16 protein-coding genes and 1 pseudogene are annotated in these 17,013 nt (G+C 36.7%); 4 read left to right on the plus strand and 13 right to left on the minus strand.

Annotation, left to right across the window (positions count from 1 at the left end; translation table 11 throughout):
• The first annotated feature begins 7 nt into the window (after window positions 1-7).
• Complete coding sequence (locus U6A24_RS06495; RefSeq protein WP_324179135.1) at window positions 8-2,881, plus strand: WD40/YVTN/BNR-like repeat-containing protein; 2,874 nt, start codon at window positions 8-10, stop codon at window positions 2,879-2,881.
• A 320-nt stretch (window positions 2,882-3,201) separates the two neighbouring features.
• Window positions 3,202-3,456, plus strand: a complete 255-nt coding sequence (locus U6A24_RS06500; protein ID WP_407654015.1) for a hypothetical protein — start codon at window positions 3,202-3,204, stop codon at window positions 3,454-3,456.
• A gap of 42 nt (window positions 3,457-3,498) precedes the next feature.
• Here U6A24_RS06500 and U6A24_RS06505 read toward each other — a convergent pair.
• Window positions 3,499-3,657: pseudogene (locus U6A24_RS06505) on the minus strand (DUF1905 domain-containing protein); the annotation flags it as partial.
• Between the two features lie 346 nt (window positions 3,658-4,003).
• On the opposite strand from U6A24_RS06505, the gene U6A24_RS06510 reads away from it, so the two are divergent.
• Both U6A24_RS06510 and U6A24_RS06515 read left to right on the plus strand, forming a co-directional pair.
• Window positions 4,004-5,305, plus strand: coding sequence for a cation:proton antiporter (locus U6A24_RS06510; protein ID WP_324179136.1), 1,302 nt, complete (start codon window positions 4,004-4,006; stop codon window positions 5,303-5,305).
• The gene (locus U6A24_RS06515; protein WP_324179137.1) at window positions 5,298-5,552 is read left to right on the plus strand and encodes a glutaredoxin family protein; all 255 of its coding nucleotides are present in this window, start codon (window positions 5,298-5,300) and stop codon (window positions 5,550-5,552) included. Before U6A24_RS06510 ends, U6A24_RS06515 begins: the two co-directional genes overlap by 8 nt.
• A 48-nt stretch (window positions 5,553-5,600) precedes the next feature.
• On the opposite strand, the gene U6A24_RS06520 is transcribed toward U6A24_RS06515, so the two are convergent.
• The 12 genes from U6A24_RS06520 to U6A24_RS06570 form a co-directional block, all read right to left on the minus strand.
• A complete protein-coding gene (locus tag U6A24_RS06520; RefSeq protein WP_324179138.1) occupies window positions 5,601-5,771 on the minus strand; it encodes a hypothetical protein in 171 nt (56 codons plus the stop codon).
• A gap of 47 nt (window positions 5,772-5,818) precedes the next feature.
• Window positions 5,819-6,445: an NADPH-dependent F420 reductase gene (locus U6A24_RS06525; RefSeq protein ID WP_324179139.1), complete on the minus strand. Its 627-nt coding sequence runs from the start codon at window positions 6,443-6,445 to the stop codon at window positions 5,819-5,821.
• Between the two features lie 2 nt (window positions 6,446-6,447).
• A complete protein-coding gene (locus tag U6A24_RS23200; RefSeq protein ID WP_407654008.1) occupies window positions 6,448-6,735 on the minus strand; it encodes a UBP-type zinc finger domain-containing protein in 288 nt (95 codons plus the stop codon).
• 19 nt (window positions 6,736-6,754) lie between these two features.
• Window positions 6,755-7,387: an NAD(P)H-dependent oxidoreductase gene (locus U6A24_RS06530; RefSeq protein ID WP_324179140.1), complete on the minus strand. Its 633-nt coding sequence runs from the start codon at window positions 7,385-7,387 to the stop codon at window positions 6,755-6,757.
• 5 nt (window positions 7,388-7,392) lie between these two features.
• Window positions 7,393-8,238: an SDR family oxidoreductase gene (locus U6A24_RS06535; RefSeq protein WP_324179141.1), complete on the minus strand. Its 846-nt coding sequence runs from the start codon at window positions 8,236-8,238 to the stop codon at window positions 7,393-7,395.
• 16 nt (window positions 8,239-8,254) lie between these two features.
• Window positions 8,255-8,905, minus strand: coding sequence for an SDR family NAD(P)-dependent oxidoreductase (locus U6A24_RS06540; RefSeq protein WP_324179142.1), 651 nt, complete (start codon window positions 8,903-8,905; stop codon window positions 8,255-8,257).
• Window positions 8,906-8,909: 4 nt separating this feature from the next.
• Entirely contained in the window at window positions 8,910-9,377 is a 468-nt protein-coding gene (locus U6A24_RS06545; protein WP_324179143.1) for a DUF1097 domain-containing protein, read from the minus strand.
• A 56-nt stretch (window positions 9,378-9,433) separates the two neighbouring features.
• Complete coding sequence (locus tag U6A24_RS06550; RefSeq protein WP_324179144.1) at window positions 9,434-9,748, minus strand: hypothetical protein; 315 nt, start codon at window positions 9,746-9,748, stop codon at window positions 9,434-9,436.
• Window positions 9,749-9,780: 32 nt separating this feature from the next.
• Window positions 9,781-11,295, minus strand: a complete 1,515-nt coding sequence (locus U6A24_RS06555; protein ID WP_324179145.1) for an aldehyde dehydrogenase family protein — start codon at window positions 11,293-11,295, stop codon at window positions 9,781-9,783.
• A 227-nt stretch (window positions 11,296-11,522) separates the two neighbouring features.
• Window positions 11,523-12,485, minus strand: a complete 963-nt coding sequence (locus U6A24_RS06560) for an MBL fold metallo-hydrolase (RefSeq protein ID WP_324179146.1) — start codon at window positions 12,483-12,485, stop codon at window positions 11,523-11,525.
• A 37-nt stretch (window positions 12,486-12,522) separates the two neighbouring features.
• Window positions 12,523-13,983, minus strand: a complete 1,461-nt coding sequence (locus U6A24_RS06565; RefSeq protein ID WP_324179147.1) for an alginate export family protein — start codon at window positions 13,981-13,983, stop codon at window positions 12,523-12,525.
• A 448-nt stretch (window positions 13,984-14,431) separates the two neighbouring features.
• A complete protein-coding gene (locus U6A24_RS06570) occupies window positions 14,432-17,002 on the minus strand; it encodes a sigma-54 dependent transcriptional regulator (RefSeq protein ID WP_324179148.1) in 2,571 nt (856 codons plus the stop codon).
• Between the last annotated feature and the right edge of the window lie 11 nt (window positions 17,003-17,013).

The following is a 17,013-nucleotide window of genomic DNA, read 5'->3' on the forward strand; positions in this document are numbered from 1 at the left end:
ATTAGATATGATTAGAAAATGGTTGACATTTGTAAGTACTATACTAACCGTAGTAAGTGTAGCCCAGCACGAAACACTACAATTTAAAAATATAGGGCCATCTCGAGGGGGGAGAGTGACAGCAGTTTGTGGTGTAAATGATAGTATTAGCACATTCTATATGGGAGCTACTGGTGGCGGTCTATGGAAAACCAAAGATAGTGGTAACCACTGGAAAAATATTTCAGATGGGTATTTTTCGACTCCTTCAATTGGAGCAATTACGGTTGATCAATCTAATCCAAACATAATATATGTAGGTACTGGATCCGATGCGATTAGAAGCAATGTAATTGTAGGAAGAGGAATATACAAATCTGAAGATGCTGGAAAAACATGGTCTTTTTCAGGGTTAAAGGAAGCAGGGCAAATAGGTGCAATTGAAATTCATCCCGAAAACACTAATATCATTTTTGCTGCTGTCATAGGCCAACCCTTCAGGAAATCAAATGAGAGAGGAGTTTATAAGTCAACAAATGGAGGGAAAACCTGGGAGCAAAAATTATTCTTATCTGATAGTGTGGGAGCTATAGATCTGAAATTTGCTCCTGGCAACTCCAATATTATATATGCTGCTATGTGGCGTGTAGAGCGTAAGCCATGGACGATTATTAGTGGGGATACTACAGGTGGTGTTTTTAAATCTACGGATGCAGGAGAAAACTGGGAAAAAATGACCAAAGGATTACCCCAAAATTTAATTGGTAAAATAGATTTTGCCGTAAGCCCAGACAAACCAGAAAGAGTCTGGGCTCTAATTCAAGCTCCAATCAAAGACGAAGGATTATATAAAAGTGATAATTATGGTGAGACCTGGGAGCACATAAAAATGCCCAAGAAAATACATAAATCTATCACTTATCGTCCCTTTTACTTTACAAACCTAGATGTAAATCCGAAAAACGCCAATCAATTATGGTCCGGCACAAAAGTTTTTTGGACTACCAAAGATGCGGGTAAATCATGGGATTCTATCCCATCCTATCCACATGCAGATCATCACGATATATGGGTCAACCCTAATAATCCTAATGTTTTTATTGTTGGAAATGATGGTGGAGCAAGTGTGTCTTTAGATGCAGGAAAAAATTGGTCTACATTATTTAATCAACCAACAGCAGAGTTATATACATTAGAACTTGACGATAGATACCCTTATTATTTATATTCAGGGCAACAAGATAATTCAACCATTAGAGTCCCCAGTAAAAGACCTCGAGAAGATGTGTTAAGTTCTAATGATGCACATGGGTTGGGGCCTATTCAATATTGGGAGTCTGTAGGAGGTTGTGAGACAGGTCCGGTAGTTCCAAAACCTGGTGACCCTAATGTCGTGTATGCTAATTGCAAAGGACAATTTGGGGTATATAATGCCATTACCGGGTTTCAACAAAACTACTATGTAGGAGCAGAAAGCCTATATGGCAACCATCCTGATGATATTACTTACCGGTTTCAACGTGTTGTGCCAATTGAGGTTTCGCCCTATGATCCAAATACCGTTTACTATGGTTCTCAATATGTGCATAAAACTATAGATAGAGGTATTCATTGGGAAAGAATATCACCAGATCTTACAGCAAATAATCCTAAATTCAACATACGTAGTGGAGGACCAATAGATGAGGATATCTCGGGAGAAGAATATTATAATGTTTTGTATGCTATTGAGGAATCTCCGTTAGAAGAAGGGGTCATCTGGACTGGATCTAATGATGGCTTATTTTATATTACTAATAATGGCGGAAAAAATTGGAGCAATATTACACCAAAAAACCTACCTCCTGGAGGCAGAGTGTCAAAGGTTCATGCGTCCTCTCATCAAAAAGGCAAAGCATATTATACCGTAAATCGTGATTATTTGGGGGATGAAAAACCGTATCTTTATATCACTAATGATTATGGAAAAAGTTGGAGACTTAACGTTAAGGGGATTCCAACAGATTACCCCATCCGTGTGGTTAGAGAAGATTCTGAAAAAGAAGGACTATTGTTTGCAGGAACAGAGTTTGGATTATTTGTCTCATTTGATGATGGTAAAAATTGGGACCCATTTCAACAAAACCTTCCGATTGTTCCAATAACTGATATAAAAATATTCAGGGATAATCTCAATATAGCGACATTAGGGCGCTCCTTTTGGATTATGGAAGATATTTCTGTATTACGCCAATTAGAACTTAATACAGCCTCTGAAAGCAAACTTTTTACTCCTGAAAATACGCTAGGAGAAAATGTCAATATTTATTTTTCCGCTGAAGCGAAGGAACAGGATTCTATTCATTTCACCTTCAAAAATGAAAAAGATGTTATTGTGCATGATAAATGGGTGAAGTTAAAGGATGCTCCAAAGAATGTTTTTGGAGTGCGAAGTACAAAATGGGATTTAAAACATTATTTAAAAGTGAGTGGAGAAAAAGATTTTTCAGGACCAAAAGTAGCACCTGGGAAGTATTCAGTATCATTTACTGTTGGTGAACATATCTATGAAGAAGAATTCGAATTTTTATTACACCCTAATCTAAAAAAAATAGGAACCAGTACTTCGGATTTATTAGAGCAAGAAAAACTTGCTCTAAAAACTGCACAGTTTCTGATTAAGGTTGAAGATAAAGTAAAGAAATTGAAAGAAGCTATTCAGAAAACTAAAAAAGAGGAACAAAGACAAATATTAAAACTACAATTGGCAAAATTTATTAAAGGAGATCAAAGATATGATCAACCCAAATTGCTAGACCATACTAAATATCTTTACAAAATGATCACAAAATCCCCTCAAAGACCAGGGGAGGATGCTTTTATTAGGTATAATAAACTGTTACAATTTTTTACTAATAAGTGAGCAGAAAGTTTGATAAGTGAATTACTATTTTTTTGATGTTTCAAAAAAACTGTTTGTTTGAACCAAAACAAAAAAACCCAGATCATTTGATCTGGGTTTTTTTTAGGCTGTGCGGGCGAAGAGACTCGAACTCTCACACCTCGCGGCACTAGATCCTAAGTTCCCGCTATATTTTGCTTAAAGAAAGACAAATACATTGACATTTAATTAGTTACATTATTATTGATTTCATTTGAAACCAATTAAAACCATCAAAAATCAATAAATGTTGTACCTGATTTGACTTTCTAAACAGGACAACAATGGCAGCTACTACACAAATAGTTCTACGAGAAAAGCCCAATAAAAATGGGTTGTACCCTCTTGCCATAAGGATAACCAAAAATCATCGTTCCACTTACATGCATATCGCAAGGCATAACTTTGGCAACATTGCTGGGGACAACATTCATCCATTAATGCTACAGAAACTATATCGCCATAGTGACTTGAAAACTACTATCAATTATCAGGAGAACTTCATTCATAAACCGGCTGACGACGCTTTGGAGAACGTTATTAGAAAAGTCTGTTAACATCAAAAGACTATGCGTATAAAACTCTTCATTCTGACTAGTTTATAGTATTATGCCTACCGCAACTATATCGTCCAATTTAAGCGATGCCTTTTTCCTAATCTCGACTTTTACTGGAAGCAAGTAGATGTTATTTTTCTTGTCGAACCATATAGCGGTATCCCATTCTATGTTTTTAATACGGGCAGATACTTTCATACGTCCCCAACCCTCTTCTTGTCATTGCAAGTTTTCTCTGATTTCTTTTGAAATTTCGTTTGGAAGTGATACAAAATGCTATCCACCTTGTCCATTATGTTTCCACAATTTCCCAGAGAAGTTATATATAATTTTAGCCTGCAATTATACCTAATTATTTGTTTCAAGTGATGTTTTAATTAACCGCTAATTGTTCTTTATGTAACAAAATACTTTTATTCAACAAAATACTAAGGGTGAACAACTAGTCAAACATTCTGAAGACATCTTATATTTAAAATGGCTCTTTTTGGTAAAAGAACAATATAGAGTGTCGAACAAAAGTTCATTAATAAAAACTTGAAAAAATGTGACAGTAATATTCCATTTTTTACTAAGTGTATTAATCGAAGCCTTTTTACCTTGCTTTGTTTTATTGCAAATAAAACCAAATATGGTTTTAAGCAAACATTTTTTCACTATGCAACACCACATTTTAATTAACATCTGCGCCATTTTTGGTGTCGCAACCGCTGTAATTATTATCTGTAAGTTTTTAAAAATTCGTTACATCATAGGATATCTCATTACAGGTGTATTATTGAGCCCAAATACTTCCTCCTACTTCGCAGATATGGAAGAGGTTGAAGTGTATGCTGAGATTGGTATTATTCTGTTATTATTTACTGTAGGTCTGGAATTTTCATTCACCAATCTTAAGAAGATAAAAAACTACGTGTTAATTGGCGGTGCCTCTCAGGTCTTTTTGACCATAGGCATTACAGCAATATTAATCGGGGTTCTAATGCAACCAAGTTGGCAAGAAAGTATCTTCTGGGGTTTCTTGTATGCATTAAGTAGTACTGCTATTGTTGTAAAAGTTTTACAGGATTCAAATAAGATTAATACACCCCACGGAAGATTCATATTGGCGGTCCTGCTTTTTCAGGATATTATGATAGTCCCTTTAATGCTTTTTACACCCATACTTGCAGGAGCTGCCGATAGTAGTCCGTTAGAAGCTTTGTTATGGTTGCTTGGTAAATTGGTTCTTATGGGTGGCCTGGCATATCTGTTAGCTAGGTTCATCATTCCGTTTTTTTTAAAAACGGTTATGAAAATACAAAGTCAAGAAGTGTTTTTAATTGCTACTGTATTTATCGTAACGGGAATTGCACTTTTAACAGAAGAGTTAGGGCTTTCACTTGCCTTAGGCGCTTTTATTGCTGGGTTAATTATTGCCGAAACGGATTATAACCATATGGCTATTTCTTGCTTTTTACCTTTTAGATATGTTTTTATGAGCTTCTTCTTTATTTCTATGGGAATGCTTTTGGATTATCAAATATTCTTAACAGATTTTGGTTGGATAGCCTTTTGGTTCTTATTCACCCTTTTGGTAAAGGCAGTTGCTGGTATGCTTGCTGTAAGAATTATGAAGATGGAATGGAAAACAGCCTTAGCGGTTGGTTTTTCAATCGCCCAAATAGGTGAATTCTCTTTTGTTTTAGCCCAAAGTGGTTTAGAATACCAACTTATTAGTGCTGAAAATTATCAAATCTTTCTGGCGGTCTCAATTCTCTTAATGTCTATAACGCCTTTTATTGTTATTAAATCTGAATCAATACATCCTTTGCTGAGCAGCACAATCAAATTCAAAAAAAATGAATGACCAAACACTAAAACTCTTTGGCACGCAATGGTGCATCAAATCAACCAAACTGCGTAACTATCTGCAATCAATTTGGGTTACTTTTGAAGACTATAATGTAGAAACAAATGCAGAAGCAGAAAAAACCGTTCGCTCATTTTATAATGGTGAATTGAAGTTTCCAACATTAAGTTATGGTAGTGATTTTCTAAAAAATCCGTCAATATCAGAAGTAAATGATTTCCTTAAAAAATTCAATCTAAAATAATGACATTACTTCACTATTGTTTATCGGGTAAATTATGTTAATGCAAGCTTATTCTATAAACGCAAAATCATAGCTAGAGTCTCCTATTTTAAATAGGGCATCATCCTCATCAAGATGTACCGTTGTTCCTTGCTCTTTAATAACAGATAAAAATGCATAAGTAATCCTAGGCCAAGCCTCCTGGTATAAGAGATTGTCTCTGTCATTGGATGTCCTCATGTATTGTAAGATTTTGGAACTTTAAAAATATATATTATGTCGTGCGTCTAATCCTCTAAATGCATCATAAATTCTTCCTTAGTTGCCTCTAATCCATATAAAGGTGCATCGGGTTCGATTATAGCCGAATCGTTTAGATTTCCTATAACTACGTTGTCAAACCCTATGTCATTTAGTAAAGATTTTATCACACTTCCAGCAGTATCATTATCATATGCAATAGGAATGGTCATTTTAAAAACCTTGCTGAATGCTTTTTGTCTTAAAGACATAAAATAGATGGTATTGAATGCTTTTACAATATGTGCTTGGGGCAGATAACTTGCTGTCCACTGCGATTGTGAAAAGTTATTTTCATTTGCTTCCTTATTTGGCATATTACCATCCCTTTGAGGGTAATAGTTAGTAGCATCAATGACTATTTTGTTTTTAAAATGTGCTATTTGTTTACTCACTTCAGGAACTTTTCCATGAGGAATTGCCAATAATAAAATCTCACCAAAATTGGCCGTCTCAGCAATAGTGCCTACCTGTGCATTAATCCCTAATTGTAAGGCCATAGCCTCCAGTTTATTAGGATGACGACTGCTAAACATTACTTTATGTCCAGCTTTAATAAAATGGCTTCCTATGGTGCCGCCAATGTTTCCTGAGCCAATGATTCCTATTTGCATAATTATTGATTTAAGTTCTTAATATTTTTGAAAGGTATTGTCCACATAACCCCATAGCCAACGTTCTCCAGATTTTGCCGTGCAATAACCGGGTGAGTACTTGAGCGAAAATGCTTTGAAGCATGTTGCTTAGGGGACGAATCACAACAAAGTGTTACTCCACAGGTTTGACAGGTGCTTAAATGCACCCAACTACTATTAGTCTTTATACACTCCTCACATTGATAGGACGCTGATGCTTTGACATTTTTAATTTTGGTTGTATGCTCACATCTATCCTTGCTATTCATTCTTTAGTTTTTAAATAAATTATTTAAAGATTGAGCGGATTCTTTCTGAAAATAGCTTCTCATAAACCTGTCGTTCTTCAGGACGCATCAGCTTACTTCCATAAGCGATGGTGGGGGCTAATACTTCCATCCCACAGAATTCTAAAGTCCCCTTTAGTACGTGATGCAAATGCCCTTCTAAATGTCCTCTATCTTTTGGGTGCCACATAGACTCAGGGGCTCCAGTAGTCAAGCTAATTAATGCTTTCTTTCCTACTAAGTGATGGCCACCATTTCCATAAGCAAACCCAAAGGAAAAAACACGGTCGAAATAGCCTTTTAATAGTGCCGGAATGCTATACCACCAAAGTGGAAATTGAAAAATAACAAGGTCTGCAGATTTCAATCTTAAATGTTCACGCTGTATATCTTCAGAAAAATTAGCTTCGCGAAAGGCATGCAATTGTTCCCTTTGTAAATCAAAATATTCTGTCTGGTGAATGGATGTAAAATCATCCTTGTCAGCAATGGCCTTGAACTTTTCTTGATATAGATTAATAATACTTACTTCTACACCTTGATTTTCAAGGGTTTCTTTAGCTAAGTCGCGAAGTCTACCATTAAAAGATTTCTCTTCAGGATGGGCAAAAATGATGTGTGCTTTTTTAGTCATTAATATTATTGTTTGAACAAAGAAAGGTTATCCGTTACAAATTGAGAAAAGGCTATCGGCTCTCTTCCTAAAACGCTCTTAACATCCTCAGAACCACTTGCCAGATATCCTTTTTTGGTGATATCGTCCAACTCTAAAAGTGTTTCAATTAACCAATCAGACATACCATAGCTTTTGTATGCCTCTGCCAATTTATCCCTTGGGATATCTACGTAATTAATAGTTCTGCCAAGTTGTGAGCTGAGTTCATTAGCCATATCCTGATATGAGATTACCTCAGGACCAGTGACTACATATGTTTGTCCTATATGGCGCTCTTCATTTAAAGCTGCAACGCTAACTGCTGCTATGTCCCTAACATCTACAAAGGCATTTTGCCCATTGCCAATGGCACCGTAAAATGCTCCCTCATTTTTTATGGTAGGAATACTGCCCATTAAATTCTGATAAAAACTGGCAGGTTGAATAAAGGTGTAAGGAATTTCAGCATGTTCTATCATCTCCTCAATGGTGCCATGCATTTGTCCCATGGTAATGGGTGCTTCCTTAGAGGCACCTCTAGCAGACGAACGCACAATATGCTTAATCCCGCTATTTATGGCTGCTTTTACGCTTATCTCGGCCAACTCTACCATAGAAGGAATGAGTGGTGATACCGAAAAGAATTTATCCTTACCCGAAAAAGCCTCTATTAAACTTTCAACATCATTGAAGTCGACAACAAGTTCCTTAATGTGTTTATTCGAAACTTTACCTGGTTTTCTTACAAGCATAAAAACATCATGTCCTTGTTCCAAAAGCTGTTCGGCTACTGCGTTACCAATGTTGCCACTATGTACTACTACTTTCATTTTTAGGAATTATTAATTAGTATACTTTATTAGGTGTATCTCGTTCTTGAGATAATGCCCAAAACGCGTTAGCTATTGCAACTGGGTTATACTTTTCATCTTCTTTATGACTTTTTACCATTCCGTTGATTTGAAGTGACCCTACAAATACATTATCATTATTTAGAGCTTCATTCAATTGCTTCGAGATGTGCCGTATACTTGATTTTGAAAGTGATATGGTGCCAAACTCAGCACTAGGATAATCTGCAAACCCACCTCCCGTAAGTAAAACGGTGCCTTTACTATCTTTAAGCGCAGGCAAAACTGATTTGATACTTTCGACCGCATTAAAAACACCGACTTTTAGGTCATTGATAATGTCATTATACTTTGTAGATAGCAATGGGTTTTGACTAAAGGCAACAGCGTTGTAGTGCAACACATTTGTAGTTGCAAGATGGGACTGCACCTCTTTTATGGCTTTTCTTAATTGTTTTCGTTTCCCAGCATCGGCTGCTGCAATAGCTACTTTATACCCTTCAGATTCTAACTCTTTTTGATACTTCTTCAGTTTTTCTTCGGTACGACTTATAAGTCCTATTTCATAGCCTTCTTTACCAAACCTTCTGGCTACTTCAAGTCCTATACCAGGACCCGCTCCAATTATTATTATTGATTTACTCATTATATTATGCTTCTTTTTTTGATGTTTCTATTTGCTTTTCCAGATACACATATCCGAATGCTACGGCAATTCCTAAAAGGGCAGGGATTATAATTTCCATAACCACTTCGACAGAAGGTGGTTTGGCTAAACCGTAATAGGCAATAAGCCCGAAGAAAAACGCCGCCGACATATTCAATGTCGCCATTTTTCTTACAAATAATACTGCACAGATTCCAATGAATGCGGCTATTGACATACCGATGCCCAGACTTCCAGTCCACCCCTTTAATAATCCCGTCATTTCCCAAATAAGTATGGACAATACAATTCCTAAAAGGAAACTGTACGAGAGTTTTATAGCTCCCTTGGTGTCTTTTACCAACAATAAATAGGCTGTGAATGTGAGGTAAAAAATCCATCCATGCATTTCGAATATGTTTTGGAAAACGATACCTAATGTTGCAATTGCTGCCAATATGATTGTTTTCATTGTTGTAATTAACTCTTTAGACACTCTAACCGAGCATTCCTTTGGGTTGTTAAAACTTACTCTCTATTTACCATTTTATGTTCATCCTTAAACAAGAACTCCCAACTTTGAAAAGGTTTTAACTCGTGAAATTCAGCTTCCATAAGCCCCGCTTTTAATAAAGGTAGGTCTGTGTTGGCTGCCTTAGCTTCTTCAATACTATCGTACTCCAGTATCATCACAACGAAGCCCGGCTTTTCGGTTAACCAAAACTGTCGTAGATTGCCTTCCATATATTCTTTCCAAGCGAAGTGCTCTTCGGCAACCATATGTTTCATCACTTCGTTCATATCTACTTCGGGTTTTACTTTCCAGATTACTAAAATTTGCATGTTTCTTAATTTAAAATGTTAGACTTTATTCTTTATTTTTCAAGACAGAGCTCTGTCGATTCATTTTTTTCTTCTGGAAAACCTAGGCTCACCCAGATGGATTTGCTTTGCGTGTAGGCTTCAAAGGCTTCTTTGCCTTGCTCACGACCGTAACCGGACATTTTGTATCCACCAAAAGGTTGATTGGGGTCATATTCGTGCCAAGTATTTATCCATACCGTACCTGCTTTGATGGCATTGGCCGCTCGAATGGCTTTTGCGGTATCTTTTGTTTGCACTCCTGATGCTAAACCGTAAGGGGTATCGTTGGCGATTTCGATAGCTTCATCAAAATCTTTAAATGGTATAACGGGTACCACAGGTCCAAAAATTTCTTCTTGTGCAATACGCATTTTATTATGGGCATTGGCGAATATGGTGGGTTCTACAAAGTATCCCTTTCCATTTATAGGCACGTGCTTACCCCCATAAACCAAGTCTGCTTTATCTTCATTGAGGCCTATATCGATATACTTCATGACCTTTTCAAACTCAGCTTTACCTGCCATTGGCCCTAAATCTGCTGTTGGGTCTTGAGGGTCGCCTACTTTTAGTTTTTTTGTTTCAGCGATTAGTTTTTCAAGAAATTCATCATAAACCGATTCTTGAACCAATATTCTTGAACCTGCTACGCAAACTTCACCTTTATTCCAAAAAATACCCATGGCAGCTATACGCGCTGCCTGGTCTAAATCGGCATCTGCAAAAATGATGTTGGGCGATTTGCCACCCAACTCCATTGTAAGATGTTTCATGGTATCTGCACCATCTTTTGAAATCTGTATTCCTGTTTGAGTAGAGCCTGTAATAGCTATTTTTTCTACATCAGGATTTTTTGTAAGTGTGCTCCCCACGGCACCACCAGGTCCAGTCACCAAATTATATGCACCATCAGGAACACCAGCTTCCTGCATTATTTTTGCCAATGTAATTGCTGATAAAGGTGTAGACGATGCTGGTTTGTGAATAAAACAATTACCTGCTGCAAGTGCGGGGGCTATTTTACTAACAGATAAAATGAGTGGGAAATTATATGGGGTGATTCCCACGACCACCCCTAATGGTTCTCTTCTGGAATATCCTAGAAGTTGCTCTCCAAGCACGCCTTCAGGGTCCTTTACCGAACCGTCAATTTTAGTTGTCCAACCTGCATAATATCGAAACATGTTGGCTATGTGTGGAACATCAACTCGGGTTACATCGCGCCGTAGTTTACCGGCATCCATACTCTCTCTATCTATTAACTCTTCTGCGTGCTCTTCAATCTTGTCCGCAATTTTGTTTAGGATTTTTGCACGTTCGGCGCCTCCCATTTTACCCCAAGGACCATTCTCAAAGGCCTCTTTTGCAGCAGCCACCGCAGCATTGGCGTCGTTGGCTGTGCCTTTCGCTATATCTGCTAAATGCTCTTCGCTAGCAGGATTATAGGTTGGAAAAGTTTCTCCTGACGAGCTGTCCCGCCATTGTCCATTGATAAATAATTGTCCTTTGGGAAAAATTGTCTTCATTTTATATCTCTTTTTGCATTAACATTACTTACTCTTTTTGCTAAATAGCTTTTCAAAGTTCTGGTTTGTCATAAAGATTTACTTGATACTTTTCGGAAGAAGAGTTGCACTTTTTAGAGATGAAACCGCAAAAAAAGTGAACCTTTCGAGTTCACTTTTTCATTGGGCTTTTATTACAAATCGTAATTCGTTAAACACATTACCTGTGCTTAATTCTTAGAAGGTTTTTATTTCTCTAGCGCCAATTCTTCGGCAACCGCTTTGATATTTAGTTTCATCATGTCAGGAATAGGTGCCACGGGAATTTGATTAGGGTGCAATTTTTGAAATGCGATTTCTATTTCATCTACCTGTGCATCGGTCAATTCTGAATCTATTGTCATTTTTTCTGCTACTAAATTGCGTAAATCATTCAACCATTTTTTCTGCTCTTCCACCAAAACTTCTAATTTCTCCGGGTCTCCATGGCCAGGATATGCCATTGGGGCTCTGTCTTTATAGTTTTCCAAAACTTCATCCAATTGTTTTAACCAAGGTGTTGTTCTTTTTTCTAGAACAAATCCAAGGCGGTTATTGTCCATAAGGTCACCTACAAATAAGGCATTTAAATCTTCGGAATAAAAGACATTCATATCTATAGCTTCTCCTGGGCCAAGTTCATCGACGACAAGTTTTATGTCTCCAAACGTTATCGTTTCACCATCTTTTATTAATTGTGTAGGCAACGATAGCTCCGTTGGGTATTCATCTCCATTTACCTTTCTGGCAAAATAAAACTCGCCCTCACTATCGGTTCGCATTTCTTCCTTAGTGGCTTTTGTGCCCAGTACAGGGGTATTGGGGTACGCCTCTAAAATTGTAGGCAGGCCGCCAACATGGTCAGGGTGTGGATGAGTTATGATAACGGCATATAGTTCTTTATCTTTCGATTTTATCATTTCAATTACTTGCTTACCTGCACTTTTGGTTCGTTGTGCATCTATAAGCACAATACCGCTTTCATCTTCGATAAATACCGTTTCTACTTGCCCTACTCCCGGTATATTAAAGCGGTCTATACTTAATTGCGTTTCGGAAGTCGTTTTGGCTTCAGCTTCTTTCTTTTCCTTACAAGATAATGTCACTACCAAACTGCTTAGTAATGCCATGTAAAGAGCGTATTTAAGACGCTTATTGATAATTATCTTCATGATTATTTGTTTTAAAATTTATAGTCTTCTTTCTTTATTAAAACCTGAAATAGGTTGTGATTGCTATATTGTGGATATCATTTTCTTCATCAATGAAATAGTTCCCCTTCAATAAGGCAGCATAGTAAATCTCGAAACTCAGAAATGCATTGACAGCCCATTCTGCTTCGATACTTGGTAACATGCCTACGTAAGATTCTTCACCATTTCTATTTTCTGCAGAGTAGGGCAGGGTTGAAGGCGCATAAAGAAAATCTTCTTTTTGAGGGCGCCATAGAAAAGCATTCTCAGCATTAATAGCAAATGAATCTCCGAATGATATACGATAGGATGGATGTAAAGCAGCAAGATTACTCCATCTAAAGACCACTAACCTCCCTAAAAAACCCAATGCAGGGTTAATAGGGTTAAAAGTGCCTATTTTATTATCTGTAGCATCTTTGTCTCCACTATATAAATTTGCCTTAAAGCCTAGTCTATGCTCTATTTCATTGACTGTCTTCCAGAAATAATCGGCATTAAGAGAAAATGAATAGGCGCTTACGTCAAGGTTATTAAATTCGCCAAATTGATAATTGAATTCAGCATCGATATCAAAACCTTGCTGACCTCTATGACGAAAAACATACCTTGTTCCAAGAGTATGACGATTATCCTCGCCTACCAAATCTTGATAAAAGGCTAGTGGTCTTTCTAAGCCAACATAATATAGCTCAGCACTTTGCCCGTTTTTATCATTACCGTACTTATAGGTACCATAGGCACCATAAATGGTATTATCACCAAAAATTTCGTTATCAAAAATATGTTCTCTTATCGCAACTTCACGTAAGTAAAAGAAGTCTCCCCTAAAATTGTTGATGTTCGCCCTTCCACTTATTCCGTCGTAAGAAAGTCTCATATTAGGACCTTCTCGTATACCAAAGAATCTTCCTGAACCCACAAAAAATTCTTGTCTTCCTAATCGTAGGTAAGATGCCTGAGCCTCTGGTCTATCATCAAACTTGATATCAAAAAATGCCTGATGTAGTGCTAATTCATCTTCATCGTTAGGGGATTGCGGAAGTTCATTATTTAATCGCCAGGATTTGTTTAACTGTACAAAACTTCTAAATCGTTTGCCTCTTAAGCTAACATGAGCCATTAAACGCTGGTCCCAAAAATAATCATCTGTGCTAGTTTCTAGATTTAAACCATCTGTTCTTAAAAATTCTAGTTCGGTACGAGCGTCGCCACCAATAGACAAATAGAAGTTTCCTACCGGGATGTACTTGAGTTTTTCCCAAAGTTTGGTCTTCTCTGTATTTTTCAGATAGGAAAAATCATCTCTAAAACGGATTAAATTGAATCGTTTTTTAATAAAAAGCTGACCATATTCTTCCGTTATTTTTTGAGAGTCATTGAGACTATCCTGAACAATGTCTCTGTTTTGTGCTATACTATTCCAAGTAACTACAAAGACAATTATTAATAAGAGATATGTTTTATTTTGAATCATTTTTAACTATTATTTACGAATCCAACTTGCCAATACTTTATTTATTAATGGAATAACTACATAAACCATAGAACTTACAATAATCAATGAGGTAATTAACATTGAAACCACTGTTGTTATCTCAGGAAACAACCGTCGTAAAAGACTTGTGATGACTAGTATTAGTGGAAAAACACACAGCCATATGAGCAAGAACATTTTTCCTTTTTTAGGTGGTTTTGATAGTGCTATGGCGTTTTTCTTTTGAGTCATTTCTATAATCTTCAATAGAGGTATTTTGTAACGGGAAAATTTATTGTTCGATGTGTCTCAAAACTAAATATCAATAGCATCGCTATCTTGACACTTTTCGGAAGAAGAGTTGCACTTTTTAAAAGTGAAATCATAAAAAAATGTGAACCAGAAAGGTTCACATTTACATGGAATTTTCTAAAATATGTTTATCGATTTAGCTGTTACGATTAATACCTAAGCGTGTCATTCTCGAGTCCAAAGTGCTTGCATTCATATCAAGAATTTTTGCTGCTCCTTTTGGTCCGCTAACACGCCATTTTGTATGTTCTAGAACAGTTTCAATGCAAGCTTTTTCCAAGGCTTCTTTGTATTCTTTTATGCGCTGTATGGACAGTTCTTCTGGACTGTCAAGAGATATATCTATTGGTAAGTTATTATTTGCTTTTTTAGAAGTGGCGGTACCATCCTGATTGTCAGGATTAATGTCTAATGGTTTGGTTCGATTAATAACAAGTGCTTGTTCTATAATGTTCTGTAACTCACGTACATTACCTGGCCAACTGTAAGACAAAAGTCTTTTTTCTGTTTCTTGTGTAAAACCTTTGAATGGAATTCCCAGTTTACTTGTAAATCGTTCTCCTACTGACCTTCCTATTAGTAGGATATCATTACCTCGAAGTCTTAAAGGTGGCATGTAAATCGGGAAGATATGTAGGCGGTAAAACAAATCGGAACGGAAATTACCTTTATCCACTTCTTCTTTTAAATCTCTATTGGTGGCCACAATCAAACGAAAATCTAGTTTTTTTAAGGTATTACTGCCCAACCGTTCTACCTCCTTTTCTTGTATAACCCTAAGTAATTTGGCCTGTAGCTCTAAAGGAAGTTCACTTATTTCATCTAAAAAAATAGTGCCTTTATCAGCTAGTTCAAATTTACCTATTCGTTCTTTAATGGCTCCAGTAAAGGCACCTTTGGTATGCCCAAAAAGCTCGGATTCTATAATATTGGCAGGTAAGGCTGCGCAGTTTACCCTAACCATTAAGTGCTTCTTTCTTGAAGAGTTTTCATGAATCGCCCTGGCAATGAGCTCTTTTCCTGTGCCTGTCTCTCCTTGAATTAGGACATGGGTATCCAGCTGGGCAACTTCTCTTACTTGACTAAACACGGCGTTCATAGCGTCACTCTCGCCAATCATATTTCCAAAGTCGTAACGCATATTTAGCTCTTCTTCAAGATAATTTTTTTCCAAGCGCAACTTATCGTTTAGTGAATTGATTTCATCATAAGCCAATTGCTTTTCCATAGCCAATTTAAAAGACACCATTAGCTTTTGTACCAGCTGCATATGGCCTGGCTTAAAAACATTATCTTCTTTACTAAAGAACACAATATATAACTCTTGACCCTTGGTAGTTTCAAATGGCAAAAGTAACATAGACCGTGTTCCAAAAATATTTCGGATGCCCTGAGCAATTCTATTATCTTCGCATAGCTGGTCGTATTCTTCTTTTTCCAAAATACCTGGTAATGAGAGTATAAACCTGGGCTTTTCCCGATAATAGGTTTCCTCTGACATTTGGTTGAGACGTAAAAAATCATCAAGAGTAAAGGAACGGTATTCACTCACCCCTAGTCTTTGAAAACCTAAGTGTGGTTCATTGGTAATTTTTTTAGAAGACCCATAGAAAACTACATCAAACGGAATACGAGGCTGCAATGTAGTGGTAACGGCTAGAAGTTTCTCTTTCCAGTTAGCGCCAGTATTAAGTGCATTGATAAGTTTAACCTGCAACTCACTTTCCAAACGCTGCTTTACAATAGAGTCTTTACTTAAAACGCCATTTAATGCTACAGCAATTTGGTCACATATGGACTTAAAAAGCTCTAAGTTATAATTGGCATAAAAATCTCTTTTTTGACTTACAATACTTATAGCTCCAATGGTAACATCACCTACTTTAAGGTTATACGCCAAAGTATCTTGCCATTTATTTATACCTGGCACATTCTTGAACTCTTTTACATCGGGAAATTTGCTGATTAGCTCCTGAAAATTAGCACGAAACGGTAGGTTTGTTTTTTCGGTCTGGTTGCATAAGTACTCAACTGAAGAACCAATATATGGCGAGGTTTCCAAACCCAAAGAGTTAATGTCTTTGTCAGTCTGTTTCTGAGTAAAATCCGGATATTTTGCCATCAAATCCGTTCTTGTATTTTGAAGTTTATCTATAACGAAAAATCCAATTTCAGAGAAACTAAACACGGGTTCTATAACATTTATAGAAATCCTTAAAAGCTCTTGAATTGTTGTAGCCGTGGCAAGCTGTTTACTCATTTGTAGCAGCGTTTCCTTAAATAATTGTTCTTTTTTAATTGCTTCATTCTCTGATTTATATAAGGCAAGCTCTATATTAGAGAATAATTGTTCTTTGGTTACTGGCTTAATGAGGTAACTATATGGGTTGGTATGCTTTGCTTTGCTAAGAACACTATCCGAAATATGAGATGTTATAAATATGAAAGGTATTTGTTGGGGTATAAGTGTTTCTTCAGCTAAAGTCGTACCGTACTTTTGTTGTCCCAATTCAAAATCTAAAAGCACTAAATCTGGCTTTTTATCCTTGATTATTTCTTGGGCATCTGTAATGCTGTGTGCCATATCCAGAACCTGATAACCCATGGCCGTTATCATATCTTTTAGACCTTGGGCAATAATATATTCATCATCAACAATTAATATTGATGCTTGTGCTGATGTGGTTAGATTCAATTTTGTATTCATATTGTCTACTT

It is taken from the genome of Aquimarina gracilis, assembly GCF_035285365.1.
GTDB lineage: Bacteria > Bacteroidota > Bacteroidia > Flavobacteriales > Flavobacteriaceae > Aquimarina > Aquimarina gracilis.